Source organism: Trichocoleus sp. DQ-U1, from assembly GCF_039961925.1.
Classification (GTDB): Bacteria; Cyanobacteriota; Cyanobacteriia; order Cyanobacteriales; family FACHB-T130; genus FACHB-T130.
In genome coordinates this window covers 1-16,283 of the sequence record NZ_JAMPKB010000043.1, presented here as the reverse complement: position 1 = coordinate 16,283, position 16,283 = coordinate 1, and the positions used below count along the sequence as shown (strand labels likewise).

The following is a 16,283-nucleotide window of genomic DNA, read 5'->3' as shown; positions in this document are numbered from 1 at the left end:
CTCCTGTGCGCTCCTTTACGATTTCCCTGGCTTACCTCTGCGTTAAAAATACTATGGATTGGCTCTACCGCTACCCGACTCTCTCATCCGGAATTTTGCTCAAACGCTACAAGCGTTTCTTTGCCGATATTGAACTAGCGTCCGGGGAGGTGATCACCGCCCATTGTCCAAATACCGGCCCGATGACTGGGGTTTCAACGCCCGGTAGTCCCGTGCAGGTGTCGTATAGCGACAATCCCAAGCGGAAATTGCCTTATACCTGGGAAATGATTCAAGTTGACGATACCGAACCCACTTGGGTGGGAGTAAATACCGCTTTGCCTAATCGGGTCGTTAAGTTAGCACTAGAAAAGTTCCTGTTCCCAACATTGGGCAATTACAGCCAAGTTCGTTTTGAGGTGCCCTATGGAGTCGAAAAAAATAGCCGGGTAGACTTTTTACTAACGGGTAATGACTCCGATTTACCCATTTATTTGGAAGTCAAAAGCACGACTTGGGCGCAAGGGAAACTGGTGCTGTTTCCCGATACAGTCACGACAAGAGGACAAAAGCATCTGCGGGAATTGACCGCGTTAATTCCTCAGATGCGGGCGGTGATGCTTTATTTTGTGAATCGCGGTGACTGTACTCATTTTGCGCCTGGAGACAGTACCGATCCCCTGTATGGTAAGTTGTTGCGCGACGCCGTTGCCCAAGGGGTGGAAGTATTACCCTGTCGCTTTGAAGTTACCCCAGAAGGAATTCGCTACTTGGGTTTAGCCGATTTTCTGCCTTCAATGCCCGCGCAGACATCTTGCTTATCTTTGCCAGAATAGCGATGCCTAAACAGTGGAACCTCACCCCTAACTCCTGTCCGTTCACGGAGAGGGGTATATGAAACCCTTCCCTGCGAACGAGGAAGGGCAGGAACCGGGTAAAAAAACGGAAAGGTAGCCCAAATGCAGAGTGATAGGTATCTTGAAAAATAGCTAACTTCGATTGAGTAAAGGCAAATTGGAGCTAAAAAACGTCATCATTGCACACAAGGCGGGAGACCCCCTCAGCCGTAGCTGGGCAGAAAAGTGCGCCAAACAACTGGAAAAACGCAATTGCCATGTACTGATGGGGCCAAGTGGGGCAAAGGATAACCCCTACCCAGTGTTTTTGGCTTCTGCGATGCATCCAATCGACCTGGCGATAGTCTTGGGAGGCGATGGCACGGCTTTGGCAGCAGTACGGCATCTCGCACCCGAAAAAATTCCGATTTTGGCGGTGAATGTGGGAGGACATTTAGGATTTTTAACCCAGCCATTTGAGGAATTTGAAGATACTGAGCGGGTTTGGGACAGGTTAAGCGAGGATCGCTATGCCCTGGAACGGCGGATGATGTTGCAGGCGGCGTTATTTGAGGGGAACCGCACGAATTTGGAACCCGTGAGCGATCGCTACCTCGCACTGAATGAAATGTGCATCAAACCTGCCTCAGCCGACCGCATGATTACTTCCATCTTAGAAATGGAAATTGATGGAGAGGTGGTCGATCAATATCAGGGAGATGGGTTGATTGTTTCTACTCCCACTGGCTCCACTTGCTACACTATCTCTGCCAATGGCCCGATTGTCCACTCTGGCATGGAAGCGATTACCGTTACGCCCATCTGCCCGCTAAGTCTGGCGAGTCGCCCAATTGTCATCCCTTCTGGTTCTGTCGTCAGCGTTTGGCCTTTGGCTGACTACGAGTTAAACACTAAACTATGGATGGATGGTGTCTTGGCAACTGCCATTTGGCCCGGACAGCGCGTAGACATTCGCATGGCAAACTGTCTCGCAAAGTTCATTATTTTGCGGGAAAACTATTCTTATTACCAGACACTCCGCGAAAAGTTGCAATGGGCAGGAGCGAGAATCCGGTACAGTAACAATCACCGCAATTAAGGATGTTGTAGAGTTGAAACTTTTGCCATCTGGCATTGCGTTTTAAAATTACAGCGATCGCAATTAGTAAAGTGGGCAGACAAGCATTTCAATTTATCCACACCAAACCGACGCGATCGCTATCCAATTTAAACGCACAGCAGCTTATTTCTCTTTCTCACGCTTCGGCTTTTCTGGTTTAACGGACTCAGCACCTGATTTTTGAGCTAGCTTTTCTTTTTCCTGCTTCAATTGATCCTGCGATCGCTGTTTGCCTTCTATGGCTTGCTGGTAATCTGGCTTGTATCGAATCGCCTTGTCATAAGACGCGATCGCTTCTTCATACCGCTTCACGTTAAATAATGCATTTCCCCGACTGAACCAGCTTTCGTAGTGATCTGGCTTGATAGCAACGGCTCGATTATAAGACGCGATCGCTTCTTGATATTGTTTCAAGTTATAAAGTAAATTGCCTCGATTGTACCAAATGAGGTAATCGCCTCGATTAAATTTTAACGCTTGGTTATAGGAAGCGATCGCTTCTTCGTATCGTTGTAATTGATGCAGCGACCAACCAATCCCGTACCAGCCTTTAGAGTAATTTGGCTGAATTTTAGTAACTTGGGTATACGAGTCAATTGCATCTTTATATTGCTGCAAATTCACTAACGCATTCCCCCGGCTATACCAAGCTTTGAAGTGATTCGGTTGAAATCTTACCGCCTTGTCATAAGATTCAATCGCGTCTTGATAACGTTGTAAGCTCATTAGCGAGTTACCTCGATTGTACCAAGCTTGGGAGTAGTCGGATTTGGATTCTACAGCTTTGTCATAAGACGCGATCGCTTCCTCATATTTTTGCAAATTATGCAACGTCCAGCCCCTACTGTACCAAGCTTGATAGTAGTCTGGCTTAAATTGCACCGCCTTATCAAAAGATTCAATTGCTTCTTGATATTGCTGTAAATTCGTCATTGCTTCGCCGCGACCATTCCAAACTTCTGGCGAATTGGGATTAATAGTTAAAGCTTTCTCGAAAGAATCAATTGCCTCTTTGTATTGCTCCAATTTATCCAGCACATAGCCGCGACCCGCCCAAGCTTCAAAGGATTCTGGGCTAATCTGAATGGCTTTGTCGTAAGCTTCAATCGCCTCTTTATATTTATTCAGATTGAATAGAATTTGACCGCGACCATTCCACGCTTCTAGGTATTCCGGTCTAATTTTAAGAGCTTTGTCATAAGCATTCAGCGCTTCCTCATTGCGATTTAATTCTGAAAAGGTTTTGCCTCGGTTATACAAGTCAGTTGCATTAGAAGAGTTAATAATATTAACCGTAAAAATAGTTGCGCCCGTTCCCAATCCTAGGACAATCGTTGAGATTAAAATTTTCCAAGGAAGGGACCGCGATTTTTTGCTTTTTTTCTGACTTGTCGGACGAACGGGTGATTTTACAGAGGGTGCAACCATCATTGTGACACCTGTCGGTATCTTCAAAGCTTTGAGAGCTTGCAACGCTTCAGCAGCAGATTGGTAACGCTGCCGAAAATCATAACGCACCATTTTATCTAAAACATTTGCCAGAGTGGTGCTGACTGATGAATGGTTACGCCAAATGATTTCACCCGTATTGGAATCTTCTGGTAATTCGTTAGGAAATAAGCCGGTGAGAGCTTGAATTCCTATCATGCCTACCGCATAGATATCACTGCTTAACTTGGGGTTTCCGTTCGCTTGTTCGCTTGGTAAGTAGCCTGGAGTACCAATGGCAACCGTAAAGCTAGTTTTTTCTCCCTTAATTATTTGAGTGCTAATTCGCTTAACTGCACCAAAATCAATTAAAACTAACTTGTTATCTTCCTTACGTCTGATTAAATTTCGAGGGTTGATATCGCGGTGGATAACATTTTGTTGATGGACAAATTCTAATATTTCCAGAATCTCTTGTAACAGAGAAATTACTTCATCTTCAGAGAGCGGCGGGGTGGCTCCACTGCTACCGCCTGTGGGGAGTTCCTGGCTAAGGTCGCCACCTTCAATGAATTCCTGAACCAGATAAAACTCTTGATTTTCCTCGAAGTAAGCAAAAAGTCGAGGAATCCGATCGTGATTCCCTAACTGGTGCAGAACTTTTGCTTCCGTCTCGAAAAGGCGTCTCGCAGTTTGCAAAGTCTGGGGATCGGTTGCTTGAGGCTTGAGTAGCTTAACAACGCATCGAGGGGTGCCAGGAAGATACATATCTTGGGCAAGATAAGTTTGACCAAACCCTCCTCCTCCCAAGGAGTTAATGATTTGGTAATGTCCTCCCAGTGTTTGTCCGATAACTAAGTTCATGGAGTTTCGTGGCAGATAGCGTTAGGAAAGCGTCTTTGCAGAAAAATCGCGCAATCGTTGAAATCGATTTTGGCACAGAAGAACTTGTCTAACTCCACCTACATAGGTGAAAACAATCCATCAGGTGATTTGATGCGATCGCTTCGCTGGAAACACCGCAGCTTCCAGTCAACCCCCCCAAAGTGCGATCGCTCTCAGCTCAAACGTCTTTCTTAGGGTAGGCGATTGACTCTACCCATAGCAAGGGGATTGCTGGTGATCTGAAACATACTTTTGTCAATATGCAACCAGGCTCTTTTGATAAAACTTAACCATAGGCATCTACCCAAATGATAAGAAAGTTTGTCTTTGCTACTCTTCTAGCCTTTTCAGCGCCCGTCGCTATCTCTACCTCAGGTCTTGCCCAATCTAACGCCCCAGGCACATCGACCACACCAGGCGTCACCACACCGACTACACCAGGCGTCACTACACCGACTACACCAGGCGTCACTACACCGACCACACCAGGCGTCACCACACCGACACCGCCGACCGCACCAGGCGTCACCACACCGACTACACCAGGCGTCACCACACCGACTACACCAGGTGTAACCACACCGACTACACCAGGTGTAACCACACCAGCCACACCAGGCGTCACCACACCGACACCGCCGACCGCACCAGGCGTAACCACGCCGACTATACCAGGTGTAGCCACACCAACCACACCAGGCGTCACCACACCAACCACACCAGGCGTAGCAACACCAACCACACCAGGCATAACACCGCCTGCTCTACCAGGGGTTCCGCCCGTGATACCCGTAATACCGCCGGTCACACCAGGCGTAACACCGGCAATCCCGTCGATTACACCAGTCACACCACCCACGCCACCATTACAGTGAGCGAACGGTAAATCGGTGTCTGGAGATTAGTCTGTCAATGTTTATCTGAAAAGTAGGGGCTTTCCGACCCGAAAGCCTCTACAGACTGTCAAAACATTTTTGACACAGCAATAGACTTGATTTTTTTGACCCACAACAGGGGCGCAAGTTGAGAAATGCGCTCCTTTACTGTAGGCTTCTAAACGGTGTAGCGACGCTCATGCTGAGCGTATAGGCACAACAAAACTGTAAATAGCTCTGTGGTCGAGAAACTGAGTTTCTGGTATCCGGGCGCGATTTTACATTGATTTGCGCTTAGCTGTACAGTACGTGTCACTGGCTTCCGGAAATAGATGTGAGTTGCTGAAAAAATTATCTAGATGTGTTTTTAAAATTCACTAGATAAAAAGCTGGCAATTTACTCCATGATCGGGAAACTACTAAAAGGGCGTTACCAAATTGTCCAACTCCTGGTATCTGGAGTTTTTGGACAGACCTATATTGCCGAAGACATTCACCAAGTAGGCAAGCCAAAATACGTTGTCAAGCACTTTAGTCTTGCAAGTTCAGACCCCAACAGTTTGGAAAGTGCAAGGCGTCGGTTCGTCAACGAAACAGAAATATTGACAAAACTTGGCACCCATAATCGAATTCCTCAGTTGTTAGACTCCTTTGAAGAAAACCAGGAATTCTATTTGGTACAAGAATTTATTCAGGGACATCAGCTGAGTGCGGAACTGCCAATAAGCAAAGGCTGCGTCAAACGCTGGACGGAAACTCAAGTGATTGAAATGCTGCAAGAAGCCCTGCGTATTCTGGCATTTGTTCACAGCCACGGCATTATTCATGGCGACCTGAAACCGAACAATTTAGTCAGACGCGCCGAGGATGGCAAGTTATTTCTAGTAGATTTTGGTGTAGCGCAGCCACAGCATTCAGGTTCCGATTTAGCACAGAGTAAAACGACTTTAGCGGTTGGTAGCTTAGGTTACATTCCCTCAGAGCAACTCATCGGACATCCCCGCCGCAATAGCGACATCTATGCTTTGGGAGTAATTGCCATCCAAGCTTTAACTGGCGTGGAACCGGCACAATTAAAAGAAGATCCTGAGACGGGTGAGCTGATCTGGCAGCACCTTTTTATCAGCAGTCGGTCAATGAGTGTCTTGAGCGATCGCTTAGTTTCTGTCCTGAACAAGATGGTACGCTACCACTTCAAAAGCCGCTACCAGTCAGCTTCGGAGGTACTGCAAGCTCTCCAGTCGTTAGACGGAAGCCAGAAGCCAGCAGTAGAGACAACCAACCAGCCACCCGTACAGAAGGCAGTCCTTAATCGTCAAAAAAAAGAAACTCACAAAGCCACAATTAAAGAAATTCCAAGTCAAAAATTAAGGAAAGGCGAGAGAAATACTCGCTCTTACAAACCTCAACATTCTCCAATACTGACTGGGCTTGGAATCGGGATTGCGGCGAATAGTTTAGTGATAACAGGCGGGCTTTATTCTCTGCTGAATGCTTTTCCGTCAGAGTCTTCATCAAACATTTTAGTTACCGCGAAGGACAAATATCAGACAGGAGATGTTCAAGGCGCGATCGCGCTAGCACAATCTATTCCCTCAGAAAGTTCTATCTATCCAGAAGCTCAAGCCACCGCACGCGAGTGGAGCCAAGAATGGCATACCGCTGCTGCTCAATTTCAATCCGCCGAACAAGCATTTAAAGAAAGCCGGTGGTTAGATGTGCTAGAAGCAGCTCGTAAGATTCCTAAAATTTCCTACTGGCAAGAAAAAATAGCGCCACTTGTTCAGAAAACTCAACCCAAAATTGAAGCAGAATCTCAACAATTATTAAAAAAAGCCTACGAGCGAGCGGCAGAAAAAGACTTTACCAGCGCCCTAAACTATCTCAAACTCATTCCCCAACAAACGCCTGCTGGGGCAAAAGTTCAGACAAAGATTGCTGAATATACCCAAAAGCAACATATCAAAGCTGATTATCTGTTACAACAAGCCTACGAACGAGCATTCAGAACAGACTTTGCGGGTGCGTTAAATTATCTGCAACAGATTCCCCAAGACACCCCTACCTACGCCAGAGCTTTAGCCAAGAGTGCAGAATATACCGAAAAGCAGCACCTCCAAGCTGAAGCCGAAAAAAAGGCGGAAGCTCAAAAAGCAGCAGCTCAATCTGCTTCCCAGATTTCAGCAGAACGCCAAGATGCTAGAAGTCGGAAAGTCGGTGCAACGTATCGAGATATGAACCCTGGTAGCCGCCTCCAAGAAGTTACGCTAAGACTCATTCCCTAATTCAGGCAGTAGGCCATTGATCTTCCCCCCTGCTCCCTCTGGAGTCTATTGCAACAGGTTCTGTTTTAAGGCTACGTTAAGGGAAGGTTTTCCACTGATGGGCTGCAATGAGTCAAAAGAACGAAGGGATAAAAATTCTTAGCGATAACCGGCAAGCCCGTTTCCTCTATGAAATTTTGGAAACCTATGAGGCGGGAATAGAGTTAACTGGCACCGAGGTTAAATCGATTCGTCTGGGTCAGGCCAATCTACGAGATGGCTATGCCCTGATTCGCAATGGTGAGATATGGCTGCTGAACGTCCACATTTCGCCCTACAAGGGCATCGGCGCATTTTTCAACCACGACCCTCGTCGCACTCGCAAATTGCTGCTGCACCGCCAGGAAATCCGCAAGCTGATTGGCAAGGTGGAACAGCAAGGTTTAACGTTAATCCCTCTGAAGATGTATTTGAAGGGGGGTTGGATTAAAATTAGTTTGGGTCTTGGCAAGGGTAAAAAGCTGCACGACAAGCGCGAAGACGTCAAGCGGCGCGATGATAAGCGCGATATGGAACGGGCGATGAAAAATTACTAATGAAATCGGGAAATTGGGAATTAACGTGAGTTCGGTATCAGAAACACATAAAGACAGCTAGGTTGAAAGTGCTGGATTCGCATCTGCTTATCTGATACTTAGGAAAGATACTCAGGCAAGAAAAGTTCTGCGGCGTTAATAGCCCCCCGCTCAATTGGGGGACAAAAGACAAATTGAAAGTGAAGCGTCAACAAGCCGGAATTGGGATGAAGTTCTACTCCGCTCGCCAGAAGCGTCGCTCAAAGTTAATTTTGGCTGTGTGTCTCATCTCGTCGATAACGAATTCCGTTCACTTCTAAAGTTGGATTAGCGGAACTGTAGTTTTCCAGCTCTCGAACATCGTCATCAATATAGAAAATGGCTTGAATGGGACCATAGCGCTCTCGAATCGCCAACTCAATGCGCTCGGCAATCAGAGAAGCAATTCCCATAAACTCTGGATGCAGAATTAGATGCATCTGCACTAACACCAAACGCCCGACAATTCCTCGCGACTCAATCTGGTAACAGTGGGTGACACCGCCAACCTGACGGGCAATTTGCGCCAAAACTTCGGGAGCGATCGCAGTCTGCTGCACCATTAGCGGTAACTGCCAATTCACCACGTACCAACAACTTCTCACGGCTAGAAGAACCAAAAAAACTGCCAGCATTACGTCGAGCCAGAAAATTCCCCACATCACGCCTACCAAGCCTGCTACTACCAAGAGGGTTAGCCCCACATCCTTAAACAACTGAATGGAATTAAACCGCACAGCAGGGCTATTTAAAACTCTGGCTTGGTACACGCCGATGAGGGCGAGGACTAAGGTTGTGGAGACAACCACTCCCAGCAATTGAATTAGGGGTAGACTCACTGCGGTGGGATACGGGAGATCGACAACCTTGGTCGCAGCGACTAGCTGCTGGGCGGACATTCCCAGTAAATTTAAGCAAGCAAAGCCCAAAAAAGCCACGAGCAGAAGCGTTGCCACGCTCTCCAGTTTGCTATGACCATGCACTTCGCGCCCTGCTAGACGGTCGGGTGCGGCAGTGACGAGCAAACTCAACAGGATACTGAAGCTGGTAATCAGGGTGTGCAGCGACTCCGCTAGCAGACTGAGCGATCGCGTTGTCCAACCTGCTGAAACTTTAACGGATAAAACGAACAAGGTGAGCCAAAGCGTCGCAAATAAAACCCGACGACTGGCGCGATAGCGATTCTTTGCCTCGGTCATAGCCTTTTAAGGAGTTATTAGTTTTTGGTTGTTAGTGTTTAGAAGTTTGGTTACTCTAGCAACGAACAACGAACAACGAACAACTCATGTCAAACCCTTCTTTTTCTAACCAGGTAGTTGAGGTCAACTCTCCCGGTTTAGATGCCAAGGCGATTCGATTATTAGTTTTAGACATTGATGGCACGATTGCCGGTGTATCCAACACTATCAGAGAACCTGTACTTCGGGCAATTCGTGCCGTTCAAGCAAAGGGTATTCACGTTGCGATCGCGACAGGTCGGATGTATCGTTCTGCTTTGCGCTTCCATCAACATGTTGGCTCCACATTGCCTGTGATGGCTTATCAAGGTGCTTGGATTCAAGACCCCATCAGCCAGAAAGTTCTGCGTCACTCGCCTGTTTCTGAGCCAATGGTATTGCAACTGTTGGAACACTTTGAGGAACCGGAATTGCGATCGCTACTTTCCGTCCACTTCTACATCAACGACCAGTTGTATGTCAGAGAACTGACATCGGCAACCAAAGCTTACTCAGAACGCTCCGGCATCCAGCCTATCGTTGTTGGCGACCTGCGGAATACCCTCTCGATCGCTGAACCGACGAAAGTTTTGGCGCTCTGTGACGATACAACCGTGATTGAAAATTTGCTCGGAACGTTACGAAAACGTTACACCCTAGCCGAACTTTACCTGACCACCTCTGTCGCGACTTTCTTTGAAGCGACTCACCCTAGTGTGAATAAAGGAACAGCAGTGCGTTACTTAGCCGAAGAGATATTAGGGCTAGACGCCGCTAATGTCATGGCGATTGGCGATAACTTTAATGATTTGGAGATGCTTGAATACGCTGGGATTGGTGTTGCGATGGGGGATGCACCCGCAGAGGTTCAAGCGATCGCTCAGTGGGTGGCTCCTAGTGTAGAGAAAGATGGTGCCGCCGCTGCCATTGAAATGTTTCTACTTTAAAACCCTTTAGATCAGAAAGAGGACCGACGACTGGCCGTGTTTCGTCTCGGTCCCCTCACTGGTTCGCTCCTCACACAAGAGCAATAGTATTGCATATCATTCCATTTGTCTAGTGCTTTTTACAAAATTTTCTAACTAGGGGTAGGCGGTGGTACGACTAAAGTTCGATGGGTGCCAAGATGCCCAGCCTGTCTTGCAACAGGGATTTCAAAATTGCACGAGTTACTCCCACTAACCCCAATCTTGCCTGCGCCAGATGAGGCATCTGAGTCTTGACTTCGCCAAAAATGCGACATTCACGCTCAAAGGTTTCAAAAGCCTGAGTCGCATCAAACGCCCGTTTTCCCCACTTCAGTTGATTCATGCCCCCCAGTTCATCTAGCAACCCGAACAACTGGGCGATCAAGTGGCGTTCTGCTGGATGAATCAACTGGAGTTGCCCGTCCGCAGTCAGCCAAGGAATTGGCTCTGGGTAGACTAGCATCAGTGCAGGCGAGTCATTGAGCTGGATTATCTTCTCCCGGTGCCCTAAGCGCAGCAAAGAGCAGCAACGGGCATGGATGTACTGTACTTTTGAAAGACTTGATAGGGGTTGGGGGTAAGTCATCGGTACCCGGTAATCGGGAATTGGTAATAGGTAATTGGGAACTCCCTGGCTTTGACTCACCCCTACTACCAAAAGCTGCAACCAACGGGCTATTTCCGTATCGGTGAGTTGGAAATCAATGAAACCGGGAGGAATCACTTGAATTGTCAAATTTTGTAAACCCACCTTTCCCTGAGCGTCATCGACGCTAGTACAGAGATAGGCAGCTAGCTCAGTTGCAATTTCCAATGCTGGCAGGTGCCAGAGAGCTGCAAATTTGAGGGCGACACTCGACCTGTATCGGATGCCTTTACCCTCCTGAAATCGCTGGAGAGGGATTTCAGCGCCGCTCATCAACTCAGCCAACGGCGTATTTTCCTCTGGCGGATGTGAAGCGATCGCGTCCTTGTCGAGAAGGTATCTTTCTCTGTACAAACCGATAGCTGCTTGTAGCTGAATAAGCATCTGTTGCTTCAGCGATGGGTAATGAACAGCCGGTAAATTCACCTTCACACTCACTCCCTTTGAAAGGCGTATTTCGCTTATCTAGTCTAGTTTTATGACCTCTACCTAAGGTTAGAACTTTCCCAGAATAATATCTAACTCAAGCAGGCGCGTGAGGAAGTATTTTTTGCTACCTTGTAAGCTTGGTAAAATTTATAAAATATCATCGCTTGCCACTTATGCAATCACCATCCTCCACATCAGAGGTATCACGACCGTTTTTAACCTGGCAACGGATTCTAGACTGGGCGCAGGAACACTACCGTTATCGGACTTTCAGTAAAGATGAGCGAATTCCAGCTAGACCAGGACTTTTGTATTTAGTCCAACGGGGTGCCGTCCGCTTAGTCGGTACGGCTCAAGTTAGCGCTAACACCAGTTCTTCCGCGGCTAAAGTTCTGCGTTTGAGTCCAGAAGAAGCTTTTTTAGGCTTTGTGGGTGCAGGACAACCGTTTGAAATTGTTGCCCAGTCACCGTTTACCCTTCAGGCTTATGCCCACGTCGATCAAACTTCTGTAGTTTGGATGTACTGGCATGACCTGGACAACTGGCCTCACTTCCGTCGCGAAGTATTTGATGCGTTCCGGTATCAGCACCAGCGCAAGCTACTGTGGCTGAGTACCCTAGGACAGCGACGGACAATCGATCGGCTGTTGGGATTTCTGACACTGTTAATCGAAGAATTTGGCGAACCCCAAGATAGCGGTTACTGTCTGCCATTTCCCCTGACTCATGCCCAAATTGGCAGTGCCATCGGTTCTACCCGTGTCACTGTGACTCGCTTAATGGGTAAGTTACGTCAAAAAGGATTAATCAGAACTCAAGGGGATAATTTGCTCTGTTTACCTGCGTCTGCTTTGAGTGTTAACAATAATTAGCTTTTTGAGCCGATTGCCATCAGTTTGTTGTCCTGACGATTGCTCTTTCATGGCTAGCAGCTCATTAAGGACGAAGGGGTACAAAATCGTAGCCGGTACCGGAGATGGTACCCGGTTGAATGCGGACGAGAATGACGGCAGCATTGCGATCGCCTGACGGTAAAAACCGGATGATGCCCGATGCCCCAGTAGACGAAAAATCCGATGCAATCAGGGATTTTTGGACTCCGGTTCGGGTGGGATTGCGCTGCAAGGCTGCAATCAAAGCCTGGGTAGCGTCATAAGACAAAGCGGTACGCCAACTGACATCGCCACCCCATAGTTGTCGGGATTGGCGGGGAAAGTTAGAAGTCGGATCGCCATTGATATGCCAAGGCACTGCCAGCACCATCTCAACTGCTGCCTCACCGCCCACTTCCAAAGTCTTGGGTGTGTAAACATCATCTCCCCCCAAGAGCTTTAATCGTTTGCGATTTAGCTGCACGACTTGCAGGGCTTTGTCTAAAGTATCTGTATTTGCTGCTAACATTAGCACCTGGGCACCTTGAGCGATCGCTAGATCGATACTTCTAGCAGCACTAAAACCCGGTTCGGATAAGTCAAACTCATTCGATACTTGTCCGCCTCCTAAAGATACAGCAGCGACAAATTCCGATTTCAGCGATTGGCTATAAGCACTCCGGGAATTAAAGAAAACAGCTGCATTTTTCCGTTGCAATTTGTTGAGCATATAGTCAGATAATGCCCTGGCTGCTACGTAGTCACTAGGAACTGTCCGAAAAACATAGCGGCTAAAACCGGAAAGTTTAATTGAGGTGCTGGTCGGGGAAATGACGACTAATTTGCCATCGTTATAAGTAGTTCCTGCCGCCAAAGTGACATCGCTCGAATAAGGGCCGATAACACCCAACACTTCTGGATTATTGACCAAGGCGCTAGCAATTTGTTTGGCAATTTCTGGATTATTATCGTCATTCGCGATCGCTACTTTTACCGGAATTCCTTTAATTCCCCCAGCTTGATTAATTTCAGTTTGAGCTTGAGCGACGCCCCGCAACATTTCTAAAGCTCCATTTACATCCGTGCCAATTGGCACGGAGACGGCAATGGTGTAGCTGATTTGCTTGCCGATCCGGGCATTATTGAGATAAATTAAAGTTTCTGGATCGTTGCGATTCGCTTGGAGGGATGATTGAAAGTTAGCGATCGCGCTAGCAAAATCCCCGCTTGCAAATGCTTGCACTCCTGCTTGTTTCTCGGAGTTAGCATTCGCCGTTGCTAAAGATTTTTCCCCTATACTAATTCGAGTGCTGATAGAACCTGGTGCGATAGGAACTGGACTTGATTTCACCGAATCAGGGTTTCCCGGAGCAATTGGGGGACTGGAATTGCTCTTAAACCACCAATAACCAGCCCCCAACAGACCTGCTGTAATCAATAGGGACAGAACAAGAACCGTTGTTTCATTTTTATGGGACATGGATGGTTAAGCAGGAAGAAATAGGGCTTATTGATAAGTCTAATTAAATTCTTTTTCGCGTTGAAATATTTAGTTTAAATCACGTTTTAAACGAGAGTAATTAGCGGAGCCTAACAAATCCAGGCTCAGAAATCAGTTGCTGTCCTTGTTCTATCTGCAACAAATTTGCATAAGCTTCACCCGCTTGCTGTTCTCTCTGACCATTCTGTTTAATAATCACAAATAGCTTCCGAGTCAGGGGATATTGACCCGTTTGAAAAGCCTGAATATTCAGCTGATTGCGTTGACTAGGGCACGTTTGCAGCGGCACAAAAGGCTCTTGGTAAGGCGTTACAAATTCGCCCGCTCTCCGCCCAACTGGCAAAGGCTTGATACTACATTGTGGAACCACTTCAGGCGCAGAAGCAAAGTAAATTCCTCCAGGGCTACCACCAAGTTTTTGCAGTGCTTGAGTCGTGGTAGAGACAAATTCAACATTGGCACTAAAAGGTTGACCGTTCAAAACTTCTTCCACAAATAGTTCCACCGTTCCTCCAGCATTTGGGGAACGAGAATAGGGTTTAATTGGGATATCCGGGCCGCCTAATTCTTGCCAATTAGTAATCTTGCCCGTGTAGATAGATTTCAACTGATCTAAGGTCAAACCTGGGATATTCAGGTTTGGGTTAACCGCGACTGCCAATCCATCAATTGCGATCGCAATCTCTTTAAGCCCGAACCCTCGCTGCTGTGCCTGGTTATACTCGCTCGTCAGAATCGGTCGGGAGGATTGGGCGAAGTCTATTTTCCCGTCTAGTAACATTCTGATGCCAGCGCCAGAGCTAGCAGGGCCGGTATTTGGCTCAACATAGCGCAGCCGAAACTCAGGTCGCGCCGCTTGCATCCGCGAGTCTACTGCGAGTCGAATCGGTGCCCAAGAGGTGCTGCCACCGTAGCTAAATAGCCCAGTAGGAACGTTCTGCACTTGGGGAAAGCTTTCACCCGTGGAGGGTGTTGAGCGATTGGGCTGATTTTCTCGATCGTTGGCAGCAGAATCGCTAGGATTGGTGGTTTGGTTTAAACGACCGAGGTCAACACCAGAGCGCTTGGTAAACCACCAAAAGCCAGCGCCTAATAAAGCAGCAGTGAGCAGGAGGGCTAAGACGAGAACCGTGGTTTCGTTTTTTTGGGACATGATGGTTACTCAGGAAGCTCACGATTAGCTTAGAGAAAATTAGCAAGTAATTTATAAATTAGGCGAAATAGAGCAGTCACTGCGATCGCGCCTGCTCCAGCCAACATAGCCACAAAAACGACTATCTCCAGGAGAAACCCGTTTCGCAAAACAGGAAAAAACAGCATAATCGCCAGGGTTATTCCTGCAATAATGAATAAATCCAATTTTTCAATGAAGCGTCGGTATTGAGCAAACAACAGACCCCCAATCATCATCCCCAACAATCCAACGCTCAGCCCTGGGGATGGCAGCAAACTGCCCAAAGCAATAAATAATAATCCGCCTTCAAACCCTGTAAAAGCTGCCCCTCCTAAAACCTCCAGTAGAGAAAATCTCGGTCGAGAGGCGGGTTGAGAAATGGGGGCGGGTGGCTGAGGGGTCGGGGCTGGAGTTGGAGGCGCGGCAGGGGCGGCTGGAGCGGCGACGCGGGTAGGCATCTGAGTCGGTGGTGCCGGAGGCGCAGGGGACGGTGATGAAGTCAGGGCGTGCAGCACTTCATCCGCAGACTGAAACCGTTGATTCGGCGCACTCAAGAGCATCTGGTCTAAAATATCGGCGAAGCGATTCCACTCACTGGCTACCGAAGCGCTCGCGATCGCACCCGCATGAGGTCTCCAATTCCACTGGTTTGTATAGACATCAAATAACTCGGTTGGCTGCTTGCCCGTGAGTAGGATAATGCAAGTCACCGCCAAGGCATACAAATCTGTTGAAGGATACACTTGACCCCCAGCCATTTGCTCTGGTGGTGCAAATCCCATTGAATAAATTCCGGTTGACGATCCACCAGGCGTTGCCTTCGTCACCTGCTTAACAGCACCAAAATCTAAGAGATAAAGCCGACCGTTGCGATGGCGCATAATGTTGGAAAGCTTGATATCTCGATGGATGGAGCTGCTATCGTGAACAAACTTTAGCACCGGCAGGATTTCCCGCAGCACGAATAACACCTCGTCTGGGGAGAACTGCCCCTTCTGCGCCAGTTCCTCTTCCAAATTATGCCCATCGATGAATTCCTGCACCAGATAGAAAAACTTGTCCTGTTTTCCCGGTTGAATGCTGGGGACTGTGATATCAAAGAAAGCAAACAAGTCGGGAATTTGAGGATGGCTGCCGAGTTCTTCTAAAACTTCTCCTTCCCGTGCAAATAGATTTTGGGCAATTTGTAGCTGATCCGGCGTTAAATCTCCCACTGGCTGAAACTGTTTGACGACGCATCGGCGCATTCCAGGCGTGCGGCGATCGCGTGCCAAAAACGCTGCACCAAATCCCCCTCGTCCTAACAGCTTTGCCGATAGATACCGACCATCTAAAATCAGCTGCATTCCACAGGCGGTGCAATAGACCTCCTGCATGAATCAGTGAGTATGTGCCAGTTCGTAGTTCAACAGTCCCGCAATCAAGTTGAAGCGTAAGCCAAACCGCTTTCTACGATTGCGATAGCGTCCCGAAAA

14 protein-coding genes and 1 pseudogene are annotated in these 16,283 nt (G+C 47.8%); 7 read left to right on the top strand and 8 right to left on the bottom strand.

What is annotated here, in order from left to right; all coding sequences use genetic code 11:
- The first annotated feature begins 53 nt into the window (after positions 1 to 53).
- Positions 54 to 815, top strand: coding sequence for a DNA/RNA nuclease SfsA (sfsA, locus tag NDI34_RS17865; protein ID WP_348233352.1), 762 nt, complete (start codon positions 54 to 56; stop codon positions 813 to 815).
- 178 nt (positions 816 to 993) lie between these two features.
- The gene (locus NDI34_RS17860) at positions 994 to 1,914 is read left to right on the top strand and encodes an NAD(+) kinase (RefSeq protein ID WP_190525918.1); all 921 of its coding nucleotides are present in this window, start codon (positions 994 to 996) and stop codon (positions 1,912 to 1,914) included.
- Between the two features lie 144 nt (positions 1,915 to 2,058).
- Here NDI34_RS17860 and NDI34_RS17855 read toward each other — a convergent pair whose 3' ends face one another.
- Positions 2,059 to 4,227 (bottom strand): tetratricopeptide repeat protein, encoded by a 2,169-nt coding sequence (locus tag NDI34_RS17855; protein WP_348233351.1) that lies wholly within the window; start codon positions 4,225 to 4,227, stop codon positions 2,059 to 2,061.
- A gap of 69 nt (positions 4,228 to 4,296) precedes the next feature.
- On the opposite strand from NDI34_RS17855, the gene NDI34_RS17850 reads away from it, so the two are divergent.
- Positions 4,297 to 4,443, top strand: a complete 147-nt coding sequence (locus NDI34_RS17850) for a hypothetical protein (RefSeq protein ID WP_190673422.1) — start codon at positions 4,297 to 4,299, stop codon at positions 4,441 to 4,443.
- Between the two features lie 91 nt (positions 4,444 to 4,534).
- On the opposite strand, the gene NDI34_RS17845 is transcribed toward NDI34_RS17850, so the two are convergent.
- On the bottom strand, positions 4,535 to 5,098 hold the full coding sequence (locus NDI34_RS17845) for a hypothetical protein (protein ID WP_348233350.1): 564 nt from the start codon (positions 5,096 to 5,098) through the stop codon (positions 4,535 to 4,537).
- A 429-nt stretch (positions 5,099 to 5,527) separates the two neighbouring features.
- Here NDI34_RS17845 and NDI34_RS17840 point away from each other — a divergent pair, with 429 nt between their 5' ends.
- Positions 5,528 to 7,408, top strand: a complete 1,881-nt coding sequence (locus NDI34_RS17840) for a serine/threonine-protein kinase (RefSeq protein WP_348233349.1) — start codon at positions 5,528 to 5,530, stop codon at positions 7,406 to 7,408.
- A gap of 107 nt (positions 7,409 to 7,515) precedes the next feature.
- Positions 7,516 to 7,983 carry an SsrA-binding protein SmpB gene (smpB, locus tag NDI34_RS17835; RefSeq protein ID WP_190413167.1) on the top strand — a complete coding sequence of 156 codons (468 nt, stop codon included), beginning with the start codon at positions 7,516 to 7,518 and terminating at the stop codon, positions 7,981 to 7,983.
- 245 nt (positions 7,984 to 8,228) lie between these two features.
- On the opposite strand, the gene NDI34_RS17830 is transcribed toward smpB, so the two are convergent.
- The gene (locus NDI34_RS17830) at positions 8,229 to 9,200 is read right to left on the bottom strand and encodes a cation transporter (RefSeq protein WP_190430534.1); all 972 of its coding nucleotides are present in this window, start codon (positions 9,198 to 9,200) and stop codon (positions 8,229 to 8,231) included.
- Between the two features lie 86 nt (positions 9,201 to 9,286).
- Here NDI34_RS17830 and NDI34_RS17825 point away from each other — a divergent pair, with 86 nt between their 5' ends.
- Entirely contained in the window at positions 9,287 to 10,165 is an 879-nt protein-coding gene (locus NDI34_RS17825) for a Cof-type HAD-IIB family hydrolase (RefSeq protein WP_348233348.1), read from the top strand.
- A 157-nt stretch (positions 10,166 to 10,322) separates the two neighbouring features.
- Here the strand turns inward: NDI34_RS17825 and NDI34_RS17820 are convergent, their stop codons facing one another.
- Positions 10,323 to 11,216 carry a hypothetical protein gene (locus tag NDI34_RS17820; protein WP_348233347.1) on the bottom strand — a complete coding sequence of 298 codons (894 nt, stop codon included), beginning with the start codon at positions 11,214 to 11,216 and terminating at the stop codon, positions 10,323 to 10,325.
- Between the two features lie 218 nt (positions 11,217 to 11,434).
- Between NDI34_RS17820 and NDI34_RS17815 the strand changes: the two genes are divergently transcribed.
- Positions 11,435 to 12,133, top strand: a complete 699-nt coding sequence (locus NDI34_RS17815) for a Crp/Fnr family transcriptional regulator (RefSeq protein WP_190413159.1) — start codon at positions 11,435 to 11,437, stop codon at positions 12,131 to 12,133.
- A gap of 64 nt (positions 12,134 to 12,197) precedes the next feature.
- Here the strand turns inward: NDI34_RS17815 and NDI34_RS17810 are convergent, their stop codons facing one another.
- The 4 genes and pseudogenes from NDI34_RS17810 to NDI34_RS17795 all read right to left on the bottom strand — a co-directional run.
- Positions 12,198 to 13,613: an ABC transporter substrate-binding protein gene (locus NDI34_RS17810; RefSeq protein ID WP_348233346.1), complete on the bottom strand. Its 1,416-nt coding sequence runs from the start codon at positions 13,611 to 13,613 to the stop codon at positions 12,198 to 12,200.
- A 100-nt stretch (positions 13,614 to 13,713) separates the two neighbouring features.
- A complete protein-coding gene (locus NDI34_RS17805; RefSeq protein WP_348233345.1) occupies positions 13,714 to 14,787 on the bottom strand; it encodes a PstS family phosphate ABC transporter substrate-binding protein in 1,074 nt (357 codons plus the stop codon).
- Between the two features lie 29 nt (positions 14,788 to 14,816).
- On the bottom strand, positions 14,817 to 16,184 hold the full coding sequence (locus tag NDI34_RS17800) for a serine/threonine-protein kinase (RefSeq protein WP_348233344.1): 1,368 nt from the start codon (positions 16,182 to 16,184) through the stop codon (positions 14,817 to 14,819).
- A 3-nt stretch (positions 16,185 to 16,187) separates the two neighbouring features.
- Positions 16,188 to 16,283, bottom strand: a pseudogene (locus NDI34_RS17795) (IS5/IS1182 family transposase); the annotation flags it as partial.

Excerpts from the sequence above, each read along its gene's own strand:
- NDI34_RS17840 (WP_348233349.1), top strand. The coding sequence starts at position 5,528 with ATGATCGGGAAACTACTAAAAGGGCGTTACCAAATTGTCCAACTCCTG.
- sfsA (WP_348233352.1), top strand. The coding sequence starts at position 54 with ATGGATTGGCTCTACCGCTACCCGACTCTCTCATCCGGAATTTTGCTC.
- NDI34_RS17820 (WP_348233347.1), bottom strand. The coding sequence starts at position 11,216 with ATGCTTATTCAGCTACAAGCAGCTATCGGTTTGTACAGAGAAAGATAC.
- NDI34_RS17800 (WP_348233344.1), bottom strand. The coding sequence starts at position 16,184 with ATGCAGGAGGTCTATTGCACCGCCTGTGGAATGCAGCTGATTTTAGAT.
- NDI34_RS17805 (WP_348233345.1), bottom strand. The coding sequence starts at position 14,787 with ATGTCCCAAAAAAACGAAACCACGGTTCTCGTCTTAGCCCTCCTGCTC.
- NDI34_RS17855 (WP_348233351.1), bottom strand. The coding sequence starts at position 4,227 with ATGAACTTAGTTATCGGACAAACACTGGGAGGACATTACCAAATCATT.
- NDI34_RS17815 (WP_190413159.1), top strand. The coding sequence starts at position 11,435 with ATGCAATCACCATCCTCCACATCAGAGGTATCACGACCGTTTTTAACC.
- smpB (WP_190413167.1), top strand. The coding sequence starts at position 7,516 with ATGAGTCAAAAGAACGAAGGGATAAAAATTCTTAGCGATAACCGGCAA.
- NDI34_RS17830 (WP_190430534.1), bottom strand. The coding sequence starts at position 9,200 with ATGACCGAGGCAAAGAATCGCTATCGCGCCAGTCGTCGGGTTTTATTT.
- NDI34_RS17810 (WP_348233346.1), bottom strand. The coding sequence starts at position 13,613 with ATGTCCCATAAAAATGAAACAACGGTTCTTGTTCTGTCCCTATTGATT.
- NDI34_RS17825 (WP_348233348.1), top strand. The coding sequence starts at position 9,287 with ATGTCAAACCCTTCTTTTTCTAACCAGGTAGTTGAGGTCAACTCTCCC.